Here is a 22,396-nt window from a genome sequence, read left to right as displayed (position 1 = left end):
AGCGCGTTAAATCAAAAATTTAGAGCGTGATTTCGATTCAATTTTGAACGAAATCCGCTCTAAATCGCCTGATCCATATCTCCGGAAGAGGGTCGAATCTGTTGAGCGGCGCGCGTTAAGGCTTCGGCCACGGGTTCCCCGTCGATCAGTTCGGCCACGCCGACATCGAATTCGACCACAAAGGGCGAACGACCGTTCCCGGATTCAAACGCCGTGCAGCTAATGACGGCTCCGATCCGCTCTCCGACAAGGCGCGCAGCGGCTTCGGGCGTGGCGGGCAGGGCGAGGGCAAACACCTCTTCCGACAAACGCCCGGCCGTGTCTTCGGCGCGGACCAGCCGTGAGATCATCGAACCGATCTGAGGCATGGCGCGCTCAAGCGATTTGCGCATCCGCGCCTGTGCAATTTCCGGATTCTCAGAAATTTTAAGCACGCAAACGCTCAGAGGGCGGTTGCGCTGGCTGGAGGCCTTGGCCAGTCGCGCCAGATGGGCGGCAAACAGGTCGCGCGTAAACAGCCCCGTGCCCTTGTCCATGTACGGGCTGTGGTTGACGGCTTCCAGCGCCTGCCGCGTATTGCTCTGGCGACGATAGGCGCGGGCCAGACGCAGCACGCGGTCAGCGATTTCGGCTTCGTTGGCACCCGGCGCGGAGACGTCGTTGACGCCACGCAGGAAGGCATCGCCCAGGTCGAGATCAACGGATTTTTGCAAACGCAGGAATACCGGCGTGTGGTAGAGCCGGGTATTACGCCGCATACCCGATGCGATCGACAGGGCCTCCGCGACCGACTCCCGGCCCCATAGGACGACCGCGTCGAACGTCTTATCATGAAGATAATCAAAGGCTGAGTAGCTGGTGAAGGCTGCATAGAGGTCCACACCCCGCGCGCGTAGGGTATGGCTAAGGGCTAGGAAATCCGGGTCCGCCGGTCCTACCGAAAGTATGGCCAGTGGCTTGTCATCGTCGCGCGACGGTATGTTCAGCCCCAGCGCATTCAACGTATCGCGCCGCAACTCGTATTCTTCTTCGGCGACATTGGCGCGCACCATGTGTTCAAGGCCGAGGAGGATCTGCTGCGGGTAGGCGTCGCGGTCATAGACCATATCCCAGCCTTCGGGGATGTCATATTGACCCGTGTGGGTCACCTGCACAATGGGCAGGCGGCGTGGCGCGCAGGCTTCGCGCAACTGGGTCACAAGCTTCGCCGAACATTCCGGATGGGCCGCATCGACCAGAACCGCCTCGATCTGAAGATCACCGATACAGGCCAGTGCGGCATCGGCGCGATAGGCCGTAATGGTGCGCCAGCCCAGCCGGTCAAGCTCGGCCCCCAGCCGCTCAGGCCATTGCTGATCCTTTGCCAGCAGCAAGACGCGCGCCTGAATATTCAACTCAAACTCCCTGAAACACAGGCCCTGACACGCAGGATATCCGGCCGCCAGACAAGCGGTAGAAAAGGCCTAAACGATTCGTCTCGCCAAAAGGTAAACGCGCCGGAAAGGTTTAGCGGCGGACGATGAAACGCCGGTGGGTGTCTTCGGCTTCGGAGGCAATCAGGAGAAATCCGTTCTGCTGGCAGAAGTGCGGCACATCGATCTGCGCCATAGGGTCGTCGGCCAGCAGTGTAATAACCGCACCGGGTTGTTCAGCCAGAGCCTTTCGCAGGCGCAGGGTCGGTACCGGGCACCGGTGGCCGCGCGCGTCGATCAGCAGGGAAGGCGGCTCGGTTGGGGTCATGGAGGTACGGGCGGTCTCAAAAATGCCTTTTCAGCACCGAATGTTTGGTCAATGCCGTCGAATCCGCGCAAATGCAAGCGAGATAGAGGAGTCGCCCTATGCGTTGGCTGATCTTTGTGTTGTCGCTGATGGTCGTGACCCCCGGCGCGCGGGCGCAGGTATCGTCCGAACCTGATTTCTTTGCCCGCGTTCGTATGGCCGGGTTCGAAGCGCCGGTGGAGGTGCGCCGCACGGGGGTGAAAATGCGGGTGGACATGTTGAGCGGCGGGGTATCGCAGACCTATATTGCCGACCGCGACAAGGGGGTTCTGATCCACCTGACGGCAGCGGGCGGCAAACGTATCGCGCTGCTGTTTCCCTTAAGCCGAGAAGCGGCCCTGTTGCCGCTTCCGCTTGATCTGGCGACGCTGGAATCGCGCGCGACGGTGCGTCCGGTGGGCTCAAGCCTGATGGCCGGGCAACCGTGCCGCACGCTGGAATTCAGCGGCTACCTCAATCAGTCGGGCATGGCCTGCGCCAATAGTGACGGAATTCTGATGCAGATGACGCAGAAGGGGCGCAATGTGCCGCTGTTTCAGGTGGTGGCCTACGCCAGGGGCGCTCAGGACGCCAAGTGGTTTGTCATTCCGCCGGATTACCAGACGGCGGTTTTGCCGGGTCTGGGCGGCGCGACGGCCCCTACGGGCCCTATGACCAATCCCGTAAAACCGTAGAAAAGACCGGGGATTATCCCGGCCTTTTCATTAGATACATTAGGAGGCTTTGAGCTTTTTGATCCGCTCAGCGTGCTGCCGGACCAGGCCTTGCGTCGAAGTGTCGGTATTGAAAACGCTGTACCAACCCTGCGGCTCGTGCGGCGGATCACCGACATAGGCGGTTTCGCCACGCAGCATCCAGTAGTCCTTATGCAGAGCGCGGCCCGCACCGCCCCAGGCCCAGAAGTTTGAGCCCGACACCGGCCCGCCGGTTTTCACGGCGTCTTCGACCGCCTTATAGATCATACCATAAAACTTGTCTTTCCAGACGGTTGGCGTGCCCGGCTCATACTTCACGTCATCTCTGGGGAAGCCGAATTCTTCGAAGACCAGCGGCTTGTTCATGGCCGTCGCGATGCGGATATGGTCATCGATATATTTTTGCACCTTGGCGGCGCCAGCATCGAAGGTGCCGGGCAGGTCCTTGCCGTCGACCCAGCTCCAGTTTTGTGGCCAGATGTGCGCCGTCAGGTAGTCGATCTCCTTATGCGCGTTGATCAGGAACGTTTCATTGCCAACCACGCCCATGAGGCCTTCGTGGCCCAGCGACACCAGATGATGCGGCGCCAGCGAACGGATCAGTTTGGCGGTCGAAGAAATCCAAGCCAGATAGGCTGGCATGTGGTGCGCGGCGATTTCAGGCCCACCACCGGGACGCGGCTCATTGCTGAGCTGCCAGGCCATGATGGTGGCGTCATCGCGATACGGTTTTTTGGTCAGCGAATTGGTGCGCTTGAGCAGGAACTGCACATAGTCGTGGTACATCGCCACGGCCTTTGCGTTGGCATAGAAGCGCGAGCTGACATCGGCAAATTCCGGCCACGGATGGGCGGGATCGCCATTATTGATATAGTGCCCGGTCGTGTAGTCGAGATAGGCCATCATGCCGCCTGACCATTCCCAGAAGTTGGTCAGGTAAAGCACAGCCTTCATGCCGCGCTTGTGCATTTCGACTAGCAGGTAATCCAGCCCGACCAGCAGGTCTTCGTTGTATTTGCCGTTTTCGCGCGTGCGGAAGGCCGGATCGAGCGAGTTTTTCAGCGGCGACAACTCAGACGAGGCCAGAACGCGTAGATTAGTGACGCCCAGCGCTTTAAGATCGTCCAGTTCCTTCTGAAGACGCGTACGGTCACCAAAGGCGGCGTCGGCCCCCAGATAGGCCCCGTACCAGATATTGGCCCCAACGAAGCGATAGGTTTCGCCTTTGAGTTTGAAATGCGGGCCCTGAACGGTGACAAAATCACCGACCGGTGTGGCGGCGGAGGCATGGCTAACCATGGTCAGAGCGCCGAGGCTAAGCGAGGCCAGCAGGGCGCTGCGGCGGGAAAGGGACGCGGGCATGGGAATCCTTCCTGTTTGTTTTTGGTGGGACGCAACTTAACCTGTAATAATTATTTTTGAAATATTTAATCGATGAAGCGGCGTTTTTCGATTGCGGCTGGGGATTTATCCCCATAGGCTCTTGGCAAGCGCAGGCGGTCACGATAGAAGCACACTCCGCTCAAGGCAAGGACAGGTGGCCGAGTGGTTTAAGGCAGCGGTCTTGAAAACCGCCGTAGGTGGAAGCCTACCGTGGGTTCGAATCCCACCCTGTCCGCCATCACACACAAAGACCGGCCCCAAAAGGGCCGGTCTTTGTGTGTGATCGACGGGGGTGGGGACTTGAACCCACGGGGAGATGGGGTTCGTAAACCGGAGCGAAGCGTAGGTTCGGCGGAGCGCAGCGGAGCCAATCCCACCCTGCCCGCCCGTGCGTCTGGCACCTTGCCCCTTCGCCATATGCGGCATACCCTCTCGCGAATAAAAAGAGGACGCCCCCATGATCGCCACCGTTCTGACCGCGCTGGTTGCGCTGATCCATATCTATATTCTTATCCTTGAGATGTTCCTATGGCAGAAACCGGCGGGGCTGAAAGCCTTGGGGCTCAGCCGCGAATTTGCGGAGCAGACAAAGACTTTGGCGGCCAATCAGGGGCTTTATAACGGGTTTCTGGCGGCCGGTCTGATCTATGGGTTGATGCCGGGGCCGCACGCGCTGGCCTTCAAGGTCTTCTTTCTGATCTGCGTGGTGGTGGCCGGGGTCTATGGCGCGGCGACGGCCAGCCGCAAGATTCTGTTTATTCAGGCGCTTCCGGCAGCGCTGGCCCTGATCGCTCTGGGGCTTAATCTGTAAGGCGATTAACCAAGCCTTTTCCATTTCTTTTTACCCTGTTTGGGCACAGAATGTGTTGACCGGGGCGTCCCATGTCCACCCAATTGAACCTGATTGCGAAAAGATCAGTGCAAATGCTTGTTCTGGCAAGCATCTGGCTTCTGGCCGCCTGTGCGGGTGGGCCGAAGCTGAGCACGCGCGACGAGCCGGAAGTGGTGAAGAACGGGCAGTATCGCGCCGCCAACTTACGGCCCTATAAGGTGCGCGGCGACACCTATAGCCCCTATGTGCCCGATATTGGCGACACGCTTACAGGCACGGCAAGCTGGTACGGCCACGAGTCGGGCAGTCTGACGGCGACAGGGGAACACTTTGATCCGAATGCCCTGTCGGCGGCGCACAAGACCTGGCCGCTCCCGTCGGTGATCGAGGTGACCAATCTCGACAATGGCCGCAGTCTGCGGCTACGGCTCAATGATCGCGGGCCGTTTGTCGATGGGCGTCTGCTTGATCTGTCGAAAGGGGCCGCCAAGGCCTTGGGCGTGCATCAGACCGGCACAGCGCGGGTGCGCATCAAATTTTTGGGCCCGGCCGTGCTGGGCGCGCGTCCGACCTATGCCGCAGCGACGCCTGAGGTGGCGGACGGGGATCGACAGCGGTATCGCGTGCAGGTCGGGGCCTTTTCCGAGCGCGCCAATGCTGAGCGGGTCAGCGACCAGTTGCGAGCGCGGGTCGATGAGCGGCGGGGTCTCTATGTCGTGACGCTGGGGCCGTTCGAGGGGGCGCAAAAGGCCGAACTTTATCGGCAAAAGGTGCTGGCGGCGGGCTATTTCGACGCCATTCTGACGCGTGACGAGTAATTTCGGCGGGTTGTGATTTTAGCCTTGTCTTAGCCGAGCGCTTGGCCGATGTATCGGCTGACATGACCGGTAGATTCATTACATTCGAAGGCGGCGAAGGTGCCGGAAAATCCACTCAGGTGAAGGCCCTGGTAGCGCATCTGCGCGAATTGGCGCTGGAGGTGGTGCAGACGCGCGAACCGGGTGGCTCCAGCGGCGCGGAGGCGCTGCGCGACCTGCTGGTGACGGGTGAGGCCGGGCGCTGGTCGCCGATGTCTGAAACCCTGATGATGTATGCGGCGCGTGCCAACCATCTGGAGCAGGTGATCCGGCCGGCACTGGAACGCGGGGCGTGGATCGTCTGCGACCGCTTTTCCGACTCCACACGTGCCTATCAGGGGGCGGGGGGCGGCGTGACCCCCGAACTGATCGAAAGCATTGACGCCGCCGTTGTAGCGGACACTCAGCCCGATTTGGTTATCGTGATGGATATGCCGCCGGAAGCGGGCTTAAAGCGGGCGCTGGCGCGCGGCGATGCCGAAAACCGCTTTGAGTCCAAGGGACTGGCCTTTCATGAGCGTCTGCGTGAGGGCTTTCGCAGGCGCGCCGCCGCGCATCCTGAGCGTTATCGACTGATCGACGCCGACCGCTCAATTGAAGACATCAAGGCCGATGTCTGGCGCGTGGTGTCGGGCCGCTTTGCGGAACTGAAGGTAAGCTGAGATGGCGGTGACCGAAGACGATACCGCCGTCGCCCATCCGCGTCAGGTCTTTGATTTCATTCAGGGCGAAGCGCAGGAAACGGCCTTTCTTGATGCTCTGTCGCGCGGGCGTCTGCACCACGCTTGGCTGCTGTGCGGGCCCGAAGGGGTAGGCAAGGCGACCCTTGCCTACCGCGCGGCGCGTTATCTGATGGGGCATCAGCGCGACCGGGGCTTTGGCATTCTTGGCATGTCTGAGGAGGACCCCGATGCGCGCCTGATTGTGGCGCAGTCGCACCCTGACCTGCTCGTGCTGGAGCGTGAGCAGAAGGACGGCAAGACGCGCAAGAATATCACCGTCGATGCAGTGCGCGAGGTGGTCGAGTTCTTTTCCAAAGCGCCGTCGCGTTCGGCCTATCGCGTCTGTATCGTTGATGCTGTCGATGACCTGAATATCAATTCAGCCAATGCCTTGCTGAAAATTCTTGAGGAACCACCTGAACGCGGCTTGCTGTTCCTCATTTCGCATTCGCCGGGCAAACTTCTGGCGACCATCCGCTCACGCTGCCGGCGTCTAGGCTTCTCGCCGTGGGACGATGAAGCGGTTCAGCGCTTTATCTCGGCGCGCGCCGACCTTAGCCCTGAACAGCTTGAACGACTGGTGGTAATGGCCAAGGGCTCCCCGGGCAAGGGGTTGCGGCTGTGGGAAGAGGGGGCGCTGGAGATGGATGAGCTGGCGGCGCGACTGTTGTCCGACGCGCAGCCTGCGCGCTTCGATCTGTTACCGTTGATGACGCTGTTCAAGACGAACTCCTCGAAGATCGACGGTCCCAAAAAATTCGCGCAATTTATCGCCGCGCTGAGTGATCGAGTACAGGAGCGGGCGCTGAGCGCCGACGCCCCGGCGCGCGGACGGCAATGGTCGGAACTGTGGGTCAAACTTAGCACGGTCGTCGCCGAAACCGAGGGTGTCAATCTGGACCGCGGCGAATATTTCTGGTCCATCGTAAACGATATCAAGGCTTTAAGGTAAGATGCTTATCGACAGTCACGTCAATCTGCACGCCCCGCAATATGACGAAGACCGTGACGCGGTGATCGACCGGGCGCGTGAGGCCGGAGTGGGCCTGATGGTCAATATCTGCGACCGGGTGTCGAATTTTGAAACCTGCTATGGTTTGACGACGCATCAGGACATCTGGGCCACCGTTGGCACGCACCCGCACGAGGCCAAGGAGAATCCCGGTCTCAGCGTGGCGGACCTGCTGACACTGGCGCAACGGCCAAAGGTGGTCGGTATTGGCGAATGTGGGCTGGATTTCCACTATGACTTCAGCCCGCGAGACATTCAGGCGGCGGTGTTCAGCACCCATGTCCAGGCGGCGCGCCAGAGTGGCCTGCCGCTGGTGGTGCATACGCGCGAGGCCGATGCCGAAATGTGGGAGATTCTTTCCGACGAACACGCCAAGGGGGCGTTCACCTTCCTGCTGCATTGCTACACCTCAGGCGCTGAACTGGCGAAGAAGGCGGCCGGGATAGGGGCCTACTTCTCGGTGTCGGGCATTGCCACCTTCAAGGCGGCGCAGGATGTGCGCGACATTATCGCGGACATGCCAGCCGAGCGCATTATTGTTGAAACTGACTGCCCCTATCTGGCGCCCACACCCATGCGCGGCCGGCGCAACGAACCGGCCTATGTGACGCACGTCTATGACAAGCTGGCGGAAATCCGTGGCTGGACGCGCGAAGACACGATCGCGCGGACGACCGACGCCTTCTACGCCCTGTTCAAGCGGATACCGCGCGCATGAGACGGCTGAGGACCACCATACTGGGTTCAGGTTGCTCGACCGGCGTGCCGCGTGCCGACGGCTTTTGGGGGCGCTGTGATCCGTGTAACCCGAAGAACCGCCGCAGCCGCTGTTCGGCCCTGTTTCAGGCTTTCGATCCATTGTCTCCCGAACAGACGACCAATGTGGTGGTCGATACGTCCCCGGATTTTCGCACCCAGATCATGCAGACAGGCATAAACCATCTGGATGCCGTACTGTGGACACATGACCATGCGGATCAGACGCATGGCATAGACGACATGCGGGCCTTTGCGCTTTTGCGCAAAATGCAGGTGCCGGGCTATATGGATGAAGCGACGCGTCAGACCCTGCTCAGCCGGTTCGATTATATTTTTGCGGGCAAGTTCGGCTATCCGCCGATCTGCGCGCCAATGGCCTTGCCGCTTTTCGGAGAGACGTTCCATCTGACGGGCGAGGGCGGCGAAGTCCCGGTTGTCACCTTCGATCAGATACATGGTCCTATTCGTTCCGTCGGCTATCGTATCGGGGACGTGGCCTATTCCAGCGACATCAGTGACCTGCCAGAAGACAGTTTTGCGCATCTTTACGGGCTAAAGGTCTGGGTTGTGGATGCACTGCGCTATTCGCCGCACCCGACGCACGCGCATCTCGATCTGGCGCTGGAATGGATCGCCCGCGTCAAGCCTGAGCTGGCCGTGCTAACCAACCTGCATCAGGAAATGGATTACGAAGAATTGCGGGCGAACCTACCGGACGGTGTCGTGCCTGCCTATGATCAGATGGTGATTGATACGGAGTTTTAGAGCCATTCGCCGGCTCAGTTGAGCCGTCCAATGGCTCTAAGTTTTTGTTTGGTCGCGCAATTTTTCCGAAAAGTGGTATCCACTTTATCGGCTTGCGCTCTGGGAAGCCTGTTCGGGGTGGGGAAGGTTGGAACGCAAAAAAGAACAGCTTAAAAAATTGAATGAAATAATGGGTTTCAAAAACAAACCCACCCCGAACGTCTGCAATTCATCATATTTACAGAGCGTTGTCATTTGAAATTTTGCGTAGCAGCATTGGCTACGTTTCAGGTTAAATTTCAGGTAAATATTTGTTAATTATGATAAAAATATAAACCCTGTAACAATAAAGAAAGATTCGTGATTGTGCGCTGCGTTATAATGGTAGGGTGATCAGGCACACCGCCTGCGCGGCCAGTCCTTCTTCCCGACCGGTGAACCCCATCTTCTCGGTGGTCGTGGCCTTGATGCTGACTCGCGCCAGATCAAGCGTGAGAATATCGGCGACTCTGTGACGCATGGCCTCCCGATGCGGCTTGATCTTGGGGCGCTCGCAAATCAGCGTGACATCGGCATTGACGATTTCCCCCCCACGCTGGCGTATCAGTTCGACCGCATGACGCAGAAACAGGTCAGACGGCGCACCTTTCCATTGTGGGTCGGTGGGCGGGAAGTGATCGCCAATATCGCCTAACCCCGCGGCCCCTAGCAGGGCATCCGTCAGGGCGTGCAGGCCAGCATCGGCATCCGAATGGCCGATCAGGGTCTGATCGTGGGTAATTTCCACGCCACACAGCCACACGCTTTCGCCGGGGCCCCAGCGGTGAGCGTCAAAGCCCTGACCGATACGCATCTGTTGAGCGGGCATAAAGGCCTCCAGCACGGCAAAATCTTCGGGATAGGTCAGCTTTTGAAGCCGCTGTTCCCCTTCGACGATCTCGACGCTGATCCCGGCGGCAGCGGCTACCATGGCCTCGTCGGTGGCCTCGACCGCACCCGTCCACTGGGCATAGGCGTCGGCTATGTCTCTGAGGCGGAAGGCCTGAGGGGTCTGGGCCCGCCACAGACCATTACGCGAGGGCGCGTCGATGATGCGGCTGTCTTCGGCACGTTTCAGCGAGTCGGTGACCGGTACGGCCAGAATAGCGGCGCGCGCCGTTTGCAGCCGAGTCAGAAGCGTTTCAATCAAGTCTACCGTCAGCAGGGGCCGCGCGGCATCGTGGATCAGCACGAGATCATCGGGCGCAGCCGTTTCATGCAGAGCACTGAGGCCGGTTTGCACGGAAAGGGCGCGCGTGGCCCCGCCAGGAACGACGCGCACCCGCTCCAACCCCTGAAGCGTCAGGGTGGCGTGATCGAGATCGTCGCGCGGCACGACAACCACTATGTCGGCGGCTCCGGCGCGGGCAAAGGCTTCGATCGACCAGTTGAGGACCGGCTTACCGCGCAACGGCATCCATTGCTTTTTGCCGCCTGACCTCAGACCTGAACCGCCGGCAACGATGATCGCATTGAAACTCATGGCTTCGTCTTAATCGGAGCCCGCCCATTGCGTAAAGAGGGCTTCGCGGTTATTTCGCGTTCATGATGACGCACAGTCTTAGGATCGGAGATGTGGAGATTGCCGGGCGCGCCCTGATCGCGCCGATGACCGGTGTGTCTGATCTGCCCTTCCGCCGCATGGCTTCTAAGCTGGGGGCTGCCTATGCGGCCACCGAGATGGTCGCCTGTGCCGAGTTGGAGCGTGGGCGTCCGGACGTGGTGCGCAAATTCGCGCTGGGGGAACATGCCGGCCTTAAGATCGTGCAACTGATCGGCAAGGACCCGGCGTTTATCGCGCGTGGGGCCGCTCTGGCCGAAGCGTCGGGTGCGCATATTGTTGATCTCAACTTTGGCTGCCCGGCCAAGGAGGTGACCGGCGTCCTGTGCGGGTCGGCCCTGATGCGCGACCTCGATGCCGCCAGCCGCCTCATGGAGGCGGCCGTCAGCGCGACTTCGCGACCTGTGACGGTTAAAATGCGGATGGGGTGGGACAACCAAAGCCGTAATGCACCGGAATTGGCTCGTCGGGCGGAAGCCATTGGGATTCAGGCGGTAACCGTTCATGGCCGCACGCGGCAGCAGTTTTACAAGGGCGAGGCCGACTGGGCCTTTGTGCAACAGGTCAAGGAGGCGGTGTCCATCCCCGTCATCGTCAACGGCGACATTACGGATGGCGAGAAGGCGCGCGAGGCCCTCGCGCAGTCTGGGGCCGACGGCCTGATGATCGGGCGCGGCGTCTATGGCCGCCCGTGGCTGGCCGCGCAACTCGATGCGGCTCTGAGCGGCGAAAATGAGCCTGAGCCGACCGGATCGGCGCGTCTGGAGCTGATCCTCGAACATATGCACGACAGTCTCAGCTTCTACGGCAGCGGTCTGGGCCTCAAAATGTTCAAGAAGCATTTGGGCTGGTATATTGAAGCTGGCGATTATAGCGAAGACCCCGCCGTTCGCCGTCAGGATAAGGCGCGGCTGTGCCGTATGGATGATCCCACAGATATCGAACGGGAGTTGAGTGCCCTGTTTGGCTAATACCCCTTTAAGGGAATCTGAAAACATTTCGTGATCGTCGGCCGGCAAATTCGGCGCATTCTTGCAACATAGATGTTGATATTCAGACACAGTAGTGCACAAATGCCACCCTCAGAGCGTACTGCGTTAGCGCACAAACTCAGGACGCTCTGAGGTTTGTTTGAAGGCGCAATTTATCCATAAAGTGGTGCCCACTTTATCGGATTGTGCTCCATTGTGGCATCTGGAAAGCTGGGTTTTGAAAGACACAGGTATCAGGCGGCGCTTCGGCCTATCATGGGCCCGCATGACGCGGGGGCTGAAAAATGCCAGCCGTGGCCGTTTGGCCATGGTGAGTGCCTATGCCCTGTCGGCCCTGATGACCGCTTTTATTATCTGGATCATCATTGCGGCGCCGGGGGCTGGGCCGCTGGGGCCATCGAGTGTCTTTCTGTTCAGCCTTGTTTGCCTGAATCTGGCGCTGTTGCTGGGCCTGAGCTTCTTCGTTTTGCGGCGGGTACTGCAACTGGCGCGATCACGGGCTAAGGATGCGGGGACGCGCCTGCATGTGCGCTTTGTGACCCTGTTTGCTCTGGCGGCCGTGACGCCGGCCTTTGTCGTGGCCCTGTTTTTTGGTGTGCTGGTCAATCGCGGCGTGGAAACGTGGTTTTCGGCGCGGGTGCAGTCGTCGGTCGAAAACAGCGCCGACATCGGGGCCGCCTTTATCGAAACCCAGACCAATACGGCGCGCGATACACTGACGGACATTGCTCGCGATCTGCAACGGCCTGAACTGATCCGCATGTTTGCCGAACGGCTGAGCTTTTCGCAGGCCCTGCGTGAACTGATTTCGATCCGCGGGGAACTGGCGGCGGTCTATATTATTGACGATAGCGGGCAGGTGCTGGCCCGGGCGGAAAACCCCGGTGCGCCGCCCTATCTGGCCCCCAATCAGGTGGCGATAGATACGGCCAATGAAGGCGATATCGGCGGCGGGCTGTTTGCAGCACCGGATACCATCCGCATGATCTATCCGCTTCAGGGCTATAACGGGGCCAAGCTGTATGCGGTCAAAACCCTAACGCCCGGCATCGTCCCCAAGGTGCAAAGCGCCAAGGAAGCCATTGATGCACTTCGGGAATCTGCTCGCAATTCGGTCCGCGTGCAGGGGGTGTTTGCGCTGGCCTATATGGAAACCGTGCTGCTGGTGCTGATCGGTGCCATCTGGGTCGGCACCTCGGCGGCGGACTCCATCGCCGTGCCCGTCGCCCGGCTGGTGCAGGCGGCGGACAAGGTCGCGTCGGGCGACCTCAATGCGCGCGTCATGACCGACAAGCAGTCGGAAGACATAGCTGTGCTCTCTCGCGCTTTCAACCGCATGACCAGCGATCTGCAAAGCCAGCAGGCGGCGCTGAAATCGGCCAATGAAGAGGCGGAAGAACGCCGTCGCTTTATCGAAACCGTGCTGTCGGAAATTTCGGCGGGCATTATCGGCATTGACGAAAACGAGCAGATTTCGGCCATCAACCGGCACGCCGCTCACTTCCTGTCGATACCCACCGAAGAGTCCTTCGGGCAGCATATCCGTGAACTGGCCCCGGAAATCTGCGAGCTTCTCGATAAGGTAACGCCGCACAAGGTCGAGGAGGCCGAGGTCGATCTAGTGCGCAAGGGCGATACGCGTCGCGTGCGCGTACGGGCCTCATCGTTGGATACGGGCGGTGCCGTTCTGACCTTTGACGACATTACGCGCCTTGTGGCCGCCCAGCGTAACGCCGCCTGGAAGGATGTGGCGCGCCGCATCGCGCATGAGATCAAGAATCCCCTGACGCCGATCCAGTTGTCGGCGGAACGCCTGAAACGAAAATACCGTTCGCAGATCGAAACCGATGGCGAAACCTTCGACCGCCTTACCGACACCATTGTGCGGCAGGTGGGCGATATAGGCCGCATGGTCGATGAGTTTTCGGCCTTTGCACGGATGCCGGTGCCCAACTTTGCCGAAGAAGACGCGGCGGAGCTTGTCCGCCAAATGGTCTTTTCGCAGCGCGTCGCCAAGCCCGATGTGCAGATCGACATTGTCGAGCCCCTGCCGGAGGTGGCGGTCGTCTGCGATGGCCGCCTTTTGTCGCAGGCGCTGGGCAATGTGCTCAAAAACGGTGGCGAGGCCATCGTCTCACGCCATATGGCCAACGGTGACGGCGAGGGCGGTCAGATGCGGGTCGAGATGCACCTGAGCGACGGGTTCCTGATCATCGAAATCGAGGATGACGGTATCGGTCTGCCGGACAAGGACCGTGACCGTCTGACCGAACCCTATGTAACCACGCGCGAGAAAGGGACGGGGCTCGGCCTCGCCATCGTCAAGCGTATTCTCGAAGATCATGGCGGCGAATTCTATCTGGCGGACGCCGTCCATCTGAGCGGGGCACGGGCCATATTGCGGTTACCCAAGACCCAGGCTCCGGCTCAAACCAATGAAGCTCCCGATAGCGGGGCAAGACTGATGAGGGTGTGATGAAGGTATCATCTGGCGTAGATATTTTGGTGGTCGATGACGAGGCCGATATCCGCGAACTGATCGCTGGCATTCTCGAAGACGAAGGCTATTCGGTCAGAACGGCCGCCGACTCCGGAGCGGCGTTGCGGGCGATCAAGGCCCGCAAGCCGTCTTTGTGCGTGCTCGACATCTGGATGCAGGGCGGCGGGCTGGACGGGCTGGAACTGCTCGACGTCATCCGCGAACTGGACCCGGATATTCCGGCCATCATGATTTCGGGTCACGGCACCATCGAAACCGCTGTCTCGGCCATTAAGCGCGGCGCTTATGACTTTATCGAAAAGCCATTTAAAACCGAACGATTGATCATGGTAGTTCAGAGAGCGCTTGAACTGGCGTCCCTGCGCCGTGAAAACCGTCGGCTGCGCGGACAGGCCGTGGTGCCGGACGGTTTAATCGGCAATTCGGCGGCGGCACAGCTTCTGCGCACCACGATCGCCAAGGTCGCCCCTGCCAATTCGCGCATCATGATCTCCGGCCCCGCCGGCTCGGGCAAGGAACTGGTGGCGCGCATGATCCACGAAGCGAGCCCCCGCGCGCGCTGCGAATTTGTGCCCATTTCGTCCGCCGGTGTGACACCTGAGCGTCTCGACGTCGAACTGTTCGGTGAAGAAGGCGAAGAGGGCCGTCCGCGCAAGATCGGCGTGTTCGAACGCGCGCACGGCGGCACTCTGTTCCTCGATGAAGTGGCCGACATGCCTATGGAGTCGCAAAGCCGCATCCTGCGGGTGCTGGTCGAACAACGCTTCGTGCGCGTCGGCGGTGTCAATGATGTGCAGGTCGATGTGCGCGTCATTTCCTCGACCTCCAAGGACCTGACGCAGGAAATCGCCGCCGGGCGTTTCCGCGAAGACCTGTTCCACCGCCTCAATGTGGTACCGGTGCGCGTCCCCGGCCTGTCGGAACGCCGCAGCGATATTGCCGAACTGGTCAACTACTTCATTGAACGCATTTCCCGCGCTCAGGGCCTGCCGAAGCGCACCCTGTCCGAAGACGCCATGGCGACGCTTCAGGTGCACGAATGGCCGGGCAATGTTCGCCAGTTACGCAATAATATTGAACGCCTGTTGATTCTGGCCTCTGGCGATCCATCCGAACCGATCACGGCGCAGATGCTGCCGGCTGAGGTGGTGGAATCGGCCGTCGCCGGGGCCATCCGCCCGGAGCGCATCATCGCCCTGCCGCTGCGTGACGCCCGCGAAGTGTTCGAGCGCGAATATCTGTCGTCGCAGATTGTGCGCTTTGGCGGCAATATTTCGCGTACCGCTAACTTTATCGGCATGGAGCGTTCAGCCCTGCACCGCAAGCTGAAGTCGCTGGGGCTGGCCCATATTCGCGGTGTCGAAGACGAAGAGGTGTAAGGCGAGGGGCCTGAGGAAACGCCTCGTAACCTGTCTCTTGCATTGCCGTTTGGGCGCGAATAGTTAAAGGGATCAAGGGGCCTGTGGCCCCTTGAGTCTTTGCGCTTCTTGGGGGCCCGAGGCCCTTGAGTCTTCTTGTCTTTTGAGGGGATACAACCTCTTGAGGCTTTCAGGTTTATTGAGATTACCATGTCCCGTATTGCTTATGTGAACGGTGCCTATGTGCGCCATGCCGATGCTGCCGTGCACATTGAGGATCGCGGCTATCAGTTTGCCGACGCCGTCTATGAGGTGTGGTCGGTATTTGGCGGGCAACTGGCTGATCTGGCCGGGCACCTGAACCGGCTGGAGCGTTCCTTACGAGAGCTGCATATCGCTATGCCGATGCCGCGCGCGTCTCTGGTGGTGGTGCTGAACGAGGTCATCCGTCGCAATCGCATTGGTGAGGGGCTGGTTTATCTTCAGGTGAGCCGCGGTGTGGCCCCGCGCGATCACTTTTTCCCAACGGAACCGGTCAAACCGGCTCTGGTCATCACAGCCAAGCCCGTGGACCGTCAGACGGCAGAAAGCAAGGCGCGCAAGGGCATCCGTGTGGTGTCGGCGCCCGATAAGCGCTGGGGCCGTTGTGATATCAAGACCGTCGGGCTTTTGCCTAATGTGCTGGCCAAACAGGCCGCGCGCGAGGCGGGGGCTTCCGATGTAATTTTTGTCGATGCCGAAGGTTTCGTCACCGAAGGCGGGTCGGCCAATGTCTATATCGTCACCAAAGAGGGCGAGGTGAAGACGCGCAGCCTGCGCGCCAATATCTTGCCGGGCGTGACGCGCATCAGCCTGCTCGACATCCTGCGGGCAGAGGGCGTTGATGTCTCCGAAGGCGCTTTTACGCTGGAGGAAGCCAAACGCGCCAAAGAGGCGTTCCTGTCGGCCGCCTCGACCTTCGTTATGCCCATCGTGCAGATAGACGATTCGCTGATCGGTGACGGTGTGCCGGGCGAATTGTCGCTGCGGCTGCGTGAGGCTTACATTCAACGGGCTCAGCGTTCCGCCGGCATTGACCTGTAAAGGTTTGGAATTCCACCGAAATATTATGTTATATAGTGTTCGGTTGAATTGTTCACCGATTGTCGCCTATGATACTTCACGAAATTATGTACGCCTGTGCGTTGTGATTTCGTGACTTTTGCTTATGTCTGTGTGTGAAGCCCGTTTTGGGCTCGCAATGTCTAACAAGAAGGGCGACTAAATGTCCCACGAAAAGAAACAAAACCTGCAGGACACGTTCCTCAACAGCGTTCGTAAATCCAAAACGCCTCTCACCATCTTCCTGATCAACGGCGTCAAGCTTCAGGGCATCGTTAGCTGGTTCGATAATTTCTGCGTGCTGCTGCGCCGCGACGGTCAGTCGCAACTGGTCTATAAGCACGCAATCTCGACCATCATGCCCGCTGCGCCGGTGCAGTTGTATGAGCAGGAAGAAGACTCGGACGATTAAGTCGCCCAAAGGACTCTTTTGACCACCAAATTTGTAAACCGCACGCCGGAAACCCAGCGTGCGGTCATTATCGACCCTGACATGGCCGCACCGCACGCGCCATCTTCGCCGCGTCAGCCCCAAGGGGTGCCTGCGACGCGGCGCTATGATGAGTCACGTCTAGATGAAGCGGCCGGTCTGGCCATCGCCCTCGACCTTGACATTGTGGCCGCCGATACGGCGCGCGTGCGTAAGCCCAACCCCGCCACCCTGTTCGGCTCCGGCAAGGTCGAAGAGATTGTGACCCTGTGCGAAGAGGTCGAGGCCGATCTCGTCATCGTCAACACTACCCTGACACCGATCCAGCAGCGAAATCTCGAAAAGGCCTGGGAACGCAAGGTCATCGACCGCACCGGCCTTATTCTCGAAATCTTTGGTCGTCGCGCCCGTACACGCGAAGGCAAGCTTCAGGTCGAACTGGCGCGGCTGGAATACGAGCGCTCACGGCTGGTGCGCACCTGGACCCATCTTGAGCGTCAGCGCGCCACCGGCACAACCGGTGGTCCCGGCGAAACCCAGATCGAACTCGACCGCCGCATGATTGCCGACAAGATCAAGCTGCTCAAGGGCGAACTGGACGACGTGCGCCGCACCCGCAGCCTGCACCGCAGCGCGCGCAAAAAGGTGCCGTACCCGATTGTGGCGCTGGTGGGCTATACCAATGCCGGCAAATCGACCCTGTTCAACCACCTGACGCGCGCCGAAGTGCTGGCCAAGGACATGCTGTTCGCCACGCTCGACACGACATTGCGCACGCTGAAACTGCCGGGCGGACGGGCCGCTATTATTTCCGATACGGTGGGCTTTATCTCCGACCTGCCGCACGAACTGGTTGCCGCCTTCCGCGCCACACTGGAAGAGGTGCTGGAGGCCGATCTGATCCTGCACGTGCGCGACATGTCGAACCCCGAAAGCGACGCGCAGGCGCAAGACGTGATGCAGGTGCTCACCCATATCCATCCGGATCTCGATAAATCGCGCCTGATTGAGGTATGGAACAAGATCGACCTGCTGGACGAGGAGGCCCGCGACATCCTCTATAGCCGCGCCGTACTGGATCGCGCCATGAACAAGCCGATCATGGTGTCGGCCATCACGGGCGAGGGGATCGAAAAGCTCCTCAGCGATATAGCGCTCAAGGTGGACGAAGCCGGTACCGAAATCGACGTCGAACTGGCACCGCAGGACGGTCAGCTTTTGGCCTTTTTGTATACTCAGGGCCGTGTGCTGGATCGCTTTGATGACGAAACCGGTCATATCCATCTGAAGGTCAAGCTGAGCGATCAGGCTCTGGGCCGCTACGAGCAGATGACAGGTCGGGCATAGATTTTTCGATACAGCGCTTGGCGGGCACGGCTTATTGTCGTACAAATTTCCCAATAAAAAAAAGAGGGAAATGCCAATGAACGGAAATCTTCTGGCCGCTTCGACCGCGCTGCTGGCCTTGATGTGGAGTGTGGCTTCGGCGGAAACCGTGCGGGTCGATGCGCAGATTGCGCCCTCGGCGCCGCGTGACGGTCTGTTGAAGATGGGAACAGGCCTGTCGCCTTCGGGGCAGGGCATCAGCGTCACTGATCGCTACCTGACGCTCAACGGTAAACCCGTTTTGCCGGTTATGGGCGAGTTTCATTATAGCCGTTTTCCGGAACAATACTGGGAAGAACAGCTCCTCAAGATGAAGGCGGCAGGCGTCACCGTCGTTGCCACCTACGTTATCTGGCAGCACCATGAGGAACGTCACGGTGACTTCGACTGGAGCCGCGACCGAAATCTTCGCAAATTCATTCAGTTGGCGCAGAAAAACGACCTCTATGTCTATTTACGTCCCGGCCCCTGGGCCCATGCCGAAGTTCGGTTTGGCGGCATTCCTGACTGGGTGGTGGACTCGGTGCCGACCCGCAGCAATGACCCGACCTATCTCGGCTATGTGGACGCCTTCTTCACGCAGATAGCCGAGCAGACGAAGGGCTTGTTATGGAAAGACGGCGGTCCGGTGATCGGCATCCAGATCGAGAACGAATATAACCGCACCGGGCCGCTTCAGGGGCGCGAACACATTGCCCGCTTGAAGGAGATGTTGCGCGCGCACGGTTTTGATCTGCCGCTTTATACCGTAACTGGCTGGGACAATGCCGTCTTTCCGCGTGGCGAGGTGATCCCGGTGTTCGGCACCTATGTCGATGAGCCGTGGTCAGCGGCCGCAGGGATATTGCCGCCCAAGTCGAGCTATCTGTTTCAGTTTGGCGTGCGTAATGAAAAGGGTCTGGGGGCTCAGGGGCGCACCTCAACACAGGATGATGGTGCGCGCGATACGGACATTACGCCCTTTTTCGGAGCGGAGTATGGTGGGGGCGTGCCGCAGATGTATCGTCGCCGTCCTTTGATCAGCCCCGACGATATCGCCGATATGGTGATCACCAAGGTCGGCTCAGGTGTCAACCTTCTGGGCTATTATATGTTTCAGGGCGGGCAGAACCCACCGGGATCGCCGTCACGTGACGAAAGCATGGCCAGCGGTGGCTATAATGACGTGCCCAGACTGGGGTATGATTTTCAGGCCCCACTGGGTCAGTATGGTCAGGCGCGCCCGGTCCTGAATAAGCTCAAACCCATCCACGCCTTCCTTCAGGCTTTCGGGGATCGTCTGGCCCCGATGAACGTTTACGCCCCGGAGATAAAGCCCGCAGCCGCTGATGATCTGAAAACCCTGCGCTGGGCGTTCCGGGGAGACGGCCGATCGGGCTTCGTTTTCGTGAATAACCATGTGCGCCAGCACGCCACGCCCGCGCATCCGGATACGCGCTTTGAGATTAAACTCAGCGATAAAAGCGTGACCCTTCCGTCGAAAGGCATGACTGTAGAGGAGGGGGCCGCCTTCATCTGGCCCGTCCATTTCGACCTGTCGGGTATTGATCTCCTGTGGGCAACGGCCCAGCCGGTGACGAAGTTCGACGACGGGAAGGGCGACCTTTATGTGTTTGCCACAACTGGCCAGATCGAGCCGGAATTTGTCTTTGACGCACAGGCGATACGCACGATTACGGGGGCCCAAAAGGCCCGGCAGGGGGCTCAGATACGGGTAACGTCCTGCACGGGACGCATCGTTTCCGTCGTAGGCGCTAATGGCAAGAGCGCACGCTTTCTGCTTCTCACCGAAGCGCAGGCGCAAAGCCTGACCACTGTGACGGTGCGGGGCCGTCCGCACCTGATCCTGAGTGCGGCGCATGTCTTTGGAAACACGGAGGGTGGGGCGACGTTCCGTCAAACCGACCCACAATTCAGATTTGCGATTTATCCATATTTATCAAATAATTTAACTTCAAATCTGAAACTAAAATTTGAGCCTTCAAAGGGGCTGTTTCAGAACTGGGGCGCTTTGGCACCGCCGGTAAAATTGTCCGCCGAATGGCAGCTTCTGCGCCAGGCAGGCAGGGCACCGCCGCTGAAGACTTGGGGGCCGCGAAATACACCCATCGTGCCTGAACCGGAAAGTTTCGGCGCTTCGGCCGCATGGACCGTGAAGGCACCGCAAGAGGCACTGAGAGGGGTATCCGACGTCTATCTGGATGTCGATTATCAGGGCGATGTGGCGCGGTTGTTTTCAGGTTCGCAGATGCTTGATGACGAATACTATATCGGGAGGACGTGGCGTATCGGGCTTAAGCGTTATGCCAACAAACTAACGGAGCCACTGACACTCAGCGTCATGCCACTGCGCGAGGATTCAAAAGTCTATTTCGACGCCAGCGTGAAACCACAATTCACGGACGGTCAGGTGGCGCGTATTGACGCGATCCGACTGACGCCCGAATACGAATTGACGCTGAAATAGTCCGGAAGGTGGGCACTCTGAGTGCCCACCTTCCGGCTACACCAATATATCGCATAATATATCTTATGGGAAATTTAGGCATGCTCAAGCGTGAAACCGTTGAAACGTCCGGGCTTTGGGCCATTTCCGTTTGGTTTTTGCGCCGCCTTTGCCTATATCGCTTGCATGGGAGTTGGCCATGATCCTTGTCATCGATAATTACGACAGCTTCACCTATAATCTGGTGCACTATCTGGCGGAACTGGGCGCGGAAACGCAGGTGTACCGCAACGACGCGCTGAGCGTTCAGGACGCGCTGGCGCTGAAGCCAAAGGCGGTTCTGCTGTCGCCGGGACCGTGTGCGCCGGATCAGGCCGGCATCTGTCTGCCGCTGCTGCGTGCGGCCCCCGAAGACCTGCCGATCTTTGGCGTCTGTCTGGGGCATCAGTCGATCGGTCAGGCCTATGGTGGCGACGTCATCCGCGCCAAGACGCTGATGCACGGTAAGACCAGCCAGATCCATCACAAAGACATCGGCCTGTTCAAGGACCTGCCCAATCCGTTCACGGCGACGCGCTATCACTCGCTGGCCATCAAGCGCGAAACCCTGCCCGATGACCTGATCGTCACCGCCTGGACCGATGACGGCGAAATCATGGGCGTCCAGCACCGCACGCGCCCCATCCACGGCGTGCAATTCCATCCGGAATCCATTGCCACCGAAGGCGGCCATCAGATTCTGGCCAACTTCCTGCGTCTGGCCGGTATCGAGAGCCACAACCTCTATGTCTGACGCCTTCAAACCCTTGCTGGCCAAGCTGGCGGACGGTCAGACCCTGTCTGACGCCGACGCCGAAATCTTCTTTTCCGCTTGTCTGCGCGGCGAACCGACCCCGGCTCAGGTGGCGGCTGCCGTAACCGCTATCCGCCTGCGCGGTGAAACCGTCGGCGAAATCGCCGCCTGCGCCCGTGCCATGCGCGCAGCGGCCAAGAGGCTTGATCATCCCTATGACACGGTCGATGTCTGCGGCACTGGTGGCGATGGGCTGCATACGCTCAACATATCCACAGCCGTTGGTTTTGTGGCGGCCGGCGGCGGCCTGAAGGTCGCCAAGCACGGCAACCGCGCCATCACCTCGAAATCCGGCACGGCGGATGTTCTGGCGGCACTGGGCGTCAATATCGACGCCACGCCGGAACAGCAGCGCAAGGCGCTGGAGGAAGCCGGTATCTGCTTCCTGTTCGCTGTGGCGCATCACGGGGCGATGAAACACGTCTCTCCGATCCGGCAGCAGCTCGGTTTTCGCACTATTTTCAATCTGTTGGGCCCCCTCACCAATCCCGCTGGCGCGCGGCGTCAGGTGGTGGGCGTGCCCTCCCCGCGCTTCATCGAGCCGATTGGCAAGGCGCTGGGGCAGCTTGAGGCCGTTCACGCCTGGGTCGTACACGGTTCCGGTCTCGATGAACTGACGACCACGGGCGAAACCGAGGTGGCGGAATGGAAGGACGGCAAGCTGCGCCTGTTCACCATTACGCCCGAAGCCGTGGGTTTGCCGCGCGCGGCGCTGGTCGACATCACGGGCGGTGCGCCGGAACACAATGCCGCCGCCCTGCGTCGTCTACTGGAGGGCGAAAAAGGCCCCTATCGCGATATCGTCATGCTCAATGCCGCGGCGGCCTTCCTGGTCGGCGGCGCGGTGGAGACCCTGCGCGAAGGGCTCGATTACGCCGCCGCCAGCCTTGATGACGGCAAGGCTCTGGCCGCGCTCGATCAACTCGTCACCCTTACGAACACCTAAG

General features: G+C 59.8%; 20 protein-coding genes and 1 tRNA gene. 17 read left to right on the top strand and 4 right to left on the bottom strand.

What is annotated here, in order from left to right; translation table 11 throughout:
- Positions 1 to 59 precede the first annotated feature (59 nt).
- On the bottom strand, positions 60 to 1,394 hold the full coding sequence (locus ASTEX_RS14320) for a diguanylate cyclase domain-containing protein (RefSeq protein ID WP_013480344.1): 1,335 nt from the start codon (positions 1,392 to 1,394) through the stop codon (positions 60 to 62).
- A gap of 112 nt (positions 1,395 to 1,506) precedes the next feature.
- Positions 1,507 to 1,740, bottom strand: a complete 234-nt coding sequence (locus tag ASTEX_RS14315; protein ID WP_013480343.1) for a sulfurtransferase TusA family protein — start codon at positions 1,738 to 1,740, stop codon at positions 1,507 to 1,509.
- A 98-nt stretch (positions 1,741 to 1,838) separates the two neighbouring features.
- Between ASTEX_RS14315 and ASTEX_RS14310 the strand changes: the two genes are divergently transcribed.
- A complete protein-coding gene (locus ASTEX_RS14310) occupies positions 1,839 to 2,453 on the top strand; it encodes a hypothetical protein (RefSeq protein ID WP_013480342.1) in 615 nt (204 codons plus the stop codon).
- A 39-nt stretch (positions 2,454 to 2,492) separates the two neighbouring features.
- On the opposite strand, the gene ASTEX_RS14305 is transcribed toward ASTEX_RS14310, so the two are convergent.
- Positions 2,493 to 3,836 carry a glycoside hydrolase 5 family protein gene (locus ASTEX_RS14305; RefSeq protein ID WP_013480341.1) on the bottom strand — a complete coding sequence of 448 codons (1,344 nt, stop codon included), beginning with the start codon at positions 3,834 to 3,836 and terminating at the stop codon, positions 2,493 to 2,495.
- A 169-nt stretch (positions 3,837 to 4,005) separates the two neighbouring features.
- On the opposite strand from ASTEX_RS14305, the gene ASTEX_RS14300 reads away from it, so the two are divergent.
- The 7 genes from ASTEX_RS14300 to ASTEX_RS14270 all read left to right on the top strand — a co-directional run bounded on the left by ASTEX_RS14300 (position 4,006) and on the right by ASTEX_RS14270 (position 8,804).
- Positions 4,006 to 4,095: transfer RNA gene (locus ASTEX_RS14300), tRNA-Ser, on the top strand.
- Positions 4,096 to 4,314: 219 nt separating this feature from the next.
- On the top strand, positions 4,315 to 4,668 hold the full coding sequence (locus ASTEX_RS14295) for a DUF1304 domain-containing protein (RefSeq protein ID WP_013480340.1): 354 nt from the start codon (positions 4,315 to 4,317) through the stop codon (positions 4,666 to 4,668).
- A gap of 113 nt (positions 4,669 to 4,781) precedes the next feature.
- Positions 4,782 to 5,507 (top strand): septal ring lytic transglycosylase RlpA family protein, encoded by a 726-nt coding sequence (locus ASTEX_RS14290; RefSeq protein WP_168148158.1) that lies wholly within the window; start codon positions 4,782 to 4,784, stop codon positions 5,505 to 5,507.
- Positions 5,508 to 5,569: 62 nt separating this feature from the next.
- The gene (gene tmk / locus ASTEX_RS14285; RefSeq protein WP_013480338.1) at positions 5,570 to 6,208 is read left to right on the top strand and encodes a dTMP kinase; all 639 of its coding nucleotides are present in this window, start codon (positions 5,570 to 5,572) and stop codon (positions 6,206 to 6,208) included.
- A gap of 1 nt (position 6,209) precedes the next feature.
- A complete protein-coding gene (locus tag ASTEX_RS14280) occupies positions 6,210 to 7,220 on the top strand; it encodes a DNA polymerase III subunit delta' (RefSeq protein WP_013480337.1) in 1,011 nt (336 codons plus the stop codon).
- 1 nt (position 7,221) lies between these two features.
- Positions 7,222 to 7,998, top strand: a complete 777-nt coding sequence (locus tag ASTEX_RS14275) for a TatD family hydrolase (protein WP_013480336.1) — start codon at positions 7,222 to 7,224, stop codon at positions 7,996 to 7,998.
- The gene (locus ASTEX_RS14270) at positions 7,995 to 8,804 is read left to right on the top strand and encodes an MBL fold metallo-hydrolase (protein ID WP_013480335.1); all 810 of its coding nucleotides are present in this window, start codon (positions 7,995 to 7,997) and stop codon (positions 8,802 to 8,804) included. Before ASTEX_RS14275 ends, ASTEX_RS14270 begins: the two co-directional genes overlap by 4 nt.
- 355 nt (positions 8,805 to 9,159) lie before the next feature.
- On the opposite strand, the gene ASTEX_RS14265 is transcribed toward ASTEX_RS14270, so the two are convergent.
- Positions 9,160 to 10,305 carry a bifunctional 2-C-methyl-D-erythritol 4-phosphate cytidylyltransferase/2-C-methyl-D-erythritol 2,4-cyclodiphosphate synthase gene (locus tag ASTEX_RS14265; protein WP_013480334.1) on the bottom strand — a complete coding sequence of 382 codons (1,146 nt, stop codon included), beginning with the start codon at positions 10,303 to 10,305 and terminating at the stop codon, positions 9,160 to 9,162.
- A 65-nt stretch (positions 10,306 to 10,370) separates the two neighbouring features.
- On the opposite strand from ASTEX_RS14265, the gene dusB reads away from it, so the two are divergent.
- The 9 genes from dusB (at position 10,371) to trpD (ending at position 22,395) form a co-directional block, all read left to right on the top strand.
- Entirely contained in the window at positions 10,371 to 11,354 is a 984-nt protein-coding gene (gene dusB, locus ASTEX_RS14260) for a tRNA dihydrouridine synthase DusB (protein WP_013480333.1), read from the top strand.
- 286 nt (positions 11,355 to 11,640) lie between these two features.
- Positions 11,641 to 13,851 (top strand): sensor histidine kinase NtrY-like, encoded by a 2,211-nt coding sequence (locus ASTEX_RS14255; RefSeq protein WP_144004746.1) that lies wholly within the window; start codon positions 11,641 to 11,643, stop codon positions 13,849 to 13,851.
- Complete coding sequence (ntrX, locus tag ASTEX_RS14250; RefSeq protein WP_013480331.1) at positions 13,851 to 15,254, top strand: nitrogen assimilation response regulator NtrX; 1,404 nt, start codon at positions 13,851 to 13,853, stop codon at positions 15,252 to 15,254. Before ASTEX_RS14255 ends, ntrX begins: the two co-directional genes overlap by 1 nt.
- A gap of 189 nt (positions 15,255 to 15,443) precedes the next feature.
- Positions 15,444 to 16,316: a D-amino-acid transaminase gene (locus tag ASTEX_RS14245; RefSeq protein WP_013480330.1), complete on the top strand. Its 873-nt coding sequence runs from the start codon at positions 15,444 to 15,446 to the stop codon at positions 16,314 to 16,316.
- Positions 16,317 to 16,497: 181 nt separating this feature from the next.
- The gene (gene hfq / locus ASTEX_RS14240) at positions 16,498 to 16,746 is read left to right on the top strand and encodes an RNA chaperone Hfq (protein ID WP_013480329.1); all 249 of its coding nucleotides are present in this window, start codon (positions 16,498 to 16,500) and stop codon (positions 16,744 to 16,746) included.
- Between the two features lie 18 nt (positions 16,747 to 16,764).
- Positions 16,765 to 18,111 carry a GTPase HflX gene (gene hflX / locus ASTEX_RS14235; protein WP_013480328.1) on the top strand — a complete coding sequence of 449 codons (1,347 nt, stop codon included), beginning with the start codon at positions 16,765 to 16,767 and terminating at the stop codon, positions 18,109 to 18,111.
- Between the two features lie 76 nt (positions 18,112 to 18,187).
- Complete coding sequence (locus ASTEX_RS14230; RefSeq protein WP_013480327.1) at positions 18,188 to 20,617, top strand: beta-galactosidase; 2,430 nt, start codon at positions 18,188 to 18,190, stop codon at positions 20,615 to 20,617.
- A 178-nt stretch (positions 20,618 to 20,795) separates the two neighbouring features.
- Positions 20,796 to 21,389, top strand: coding sequence for an anthranilate synthase component II (locus tag ASTEX_RS14225; protein ID WP_013480326.1), 594 nt, complete (start codon positions 20,796 to 20,798; stop codon positions 21,387 to 21,389).
- On the top strand, positions 21,382 to 22,395 hold the full coding sequence (trpD, locus tag ASTEX_RS14220) for an anthranilate phosphoribosyltransferase (RefSeq protein WP_013480325.1): 1,014 nt from the start codon (positions 21,382 to 21,384) through the stop codon (positions 22,393 to 22,395). Before ASTEX_RS14225 ends, trpD begins: the two co-directional genes overlap by 8 nt.
- Position 22,396 lies beyond the last annotated feature (1 nt).

The organism is Asticcacaulis excentricus CB 48, assembly GCF_000175215.2.
Classification (GTDB): domain Bacteria; phylum Pseudomonadota; class Alphaproteobacteria; order Caulobacterales; family Caulobacteraceae; genus Asticcacaulis; species Asticcacaulis excentricus.
The sequence above is the reverse complement of the archived record's forward strand: the minus strand, read 5'-3'. Positions and strand labels throughout refer to the sequence as shown.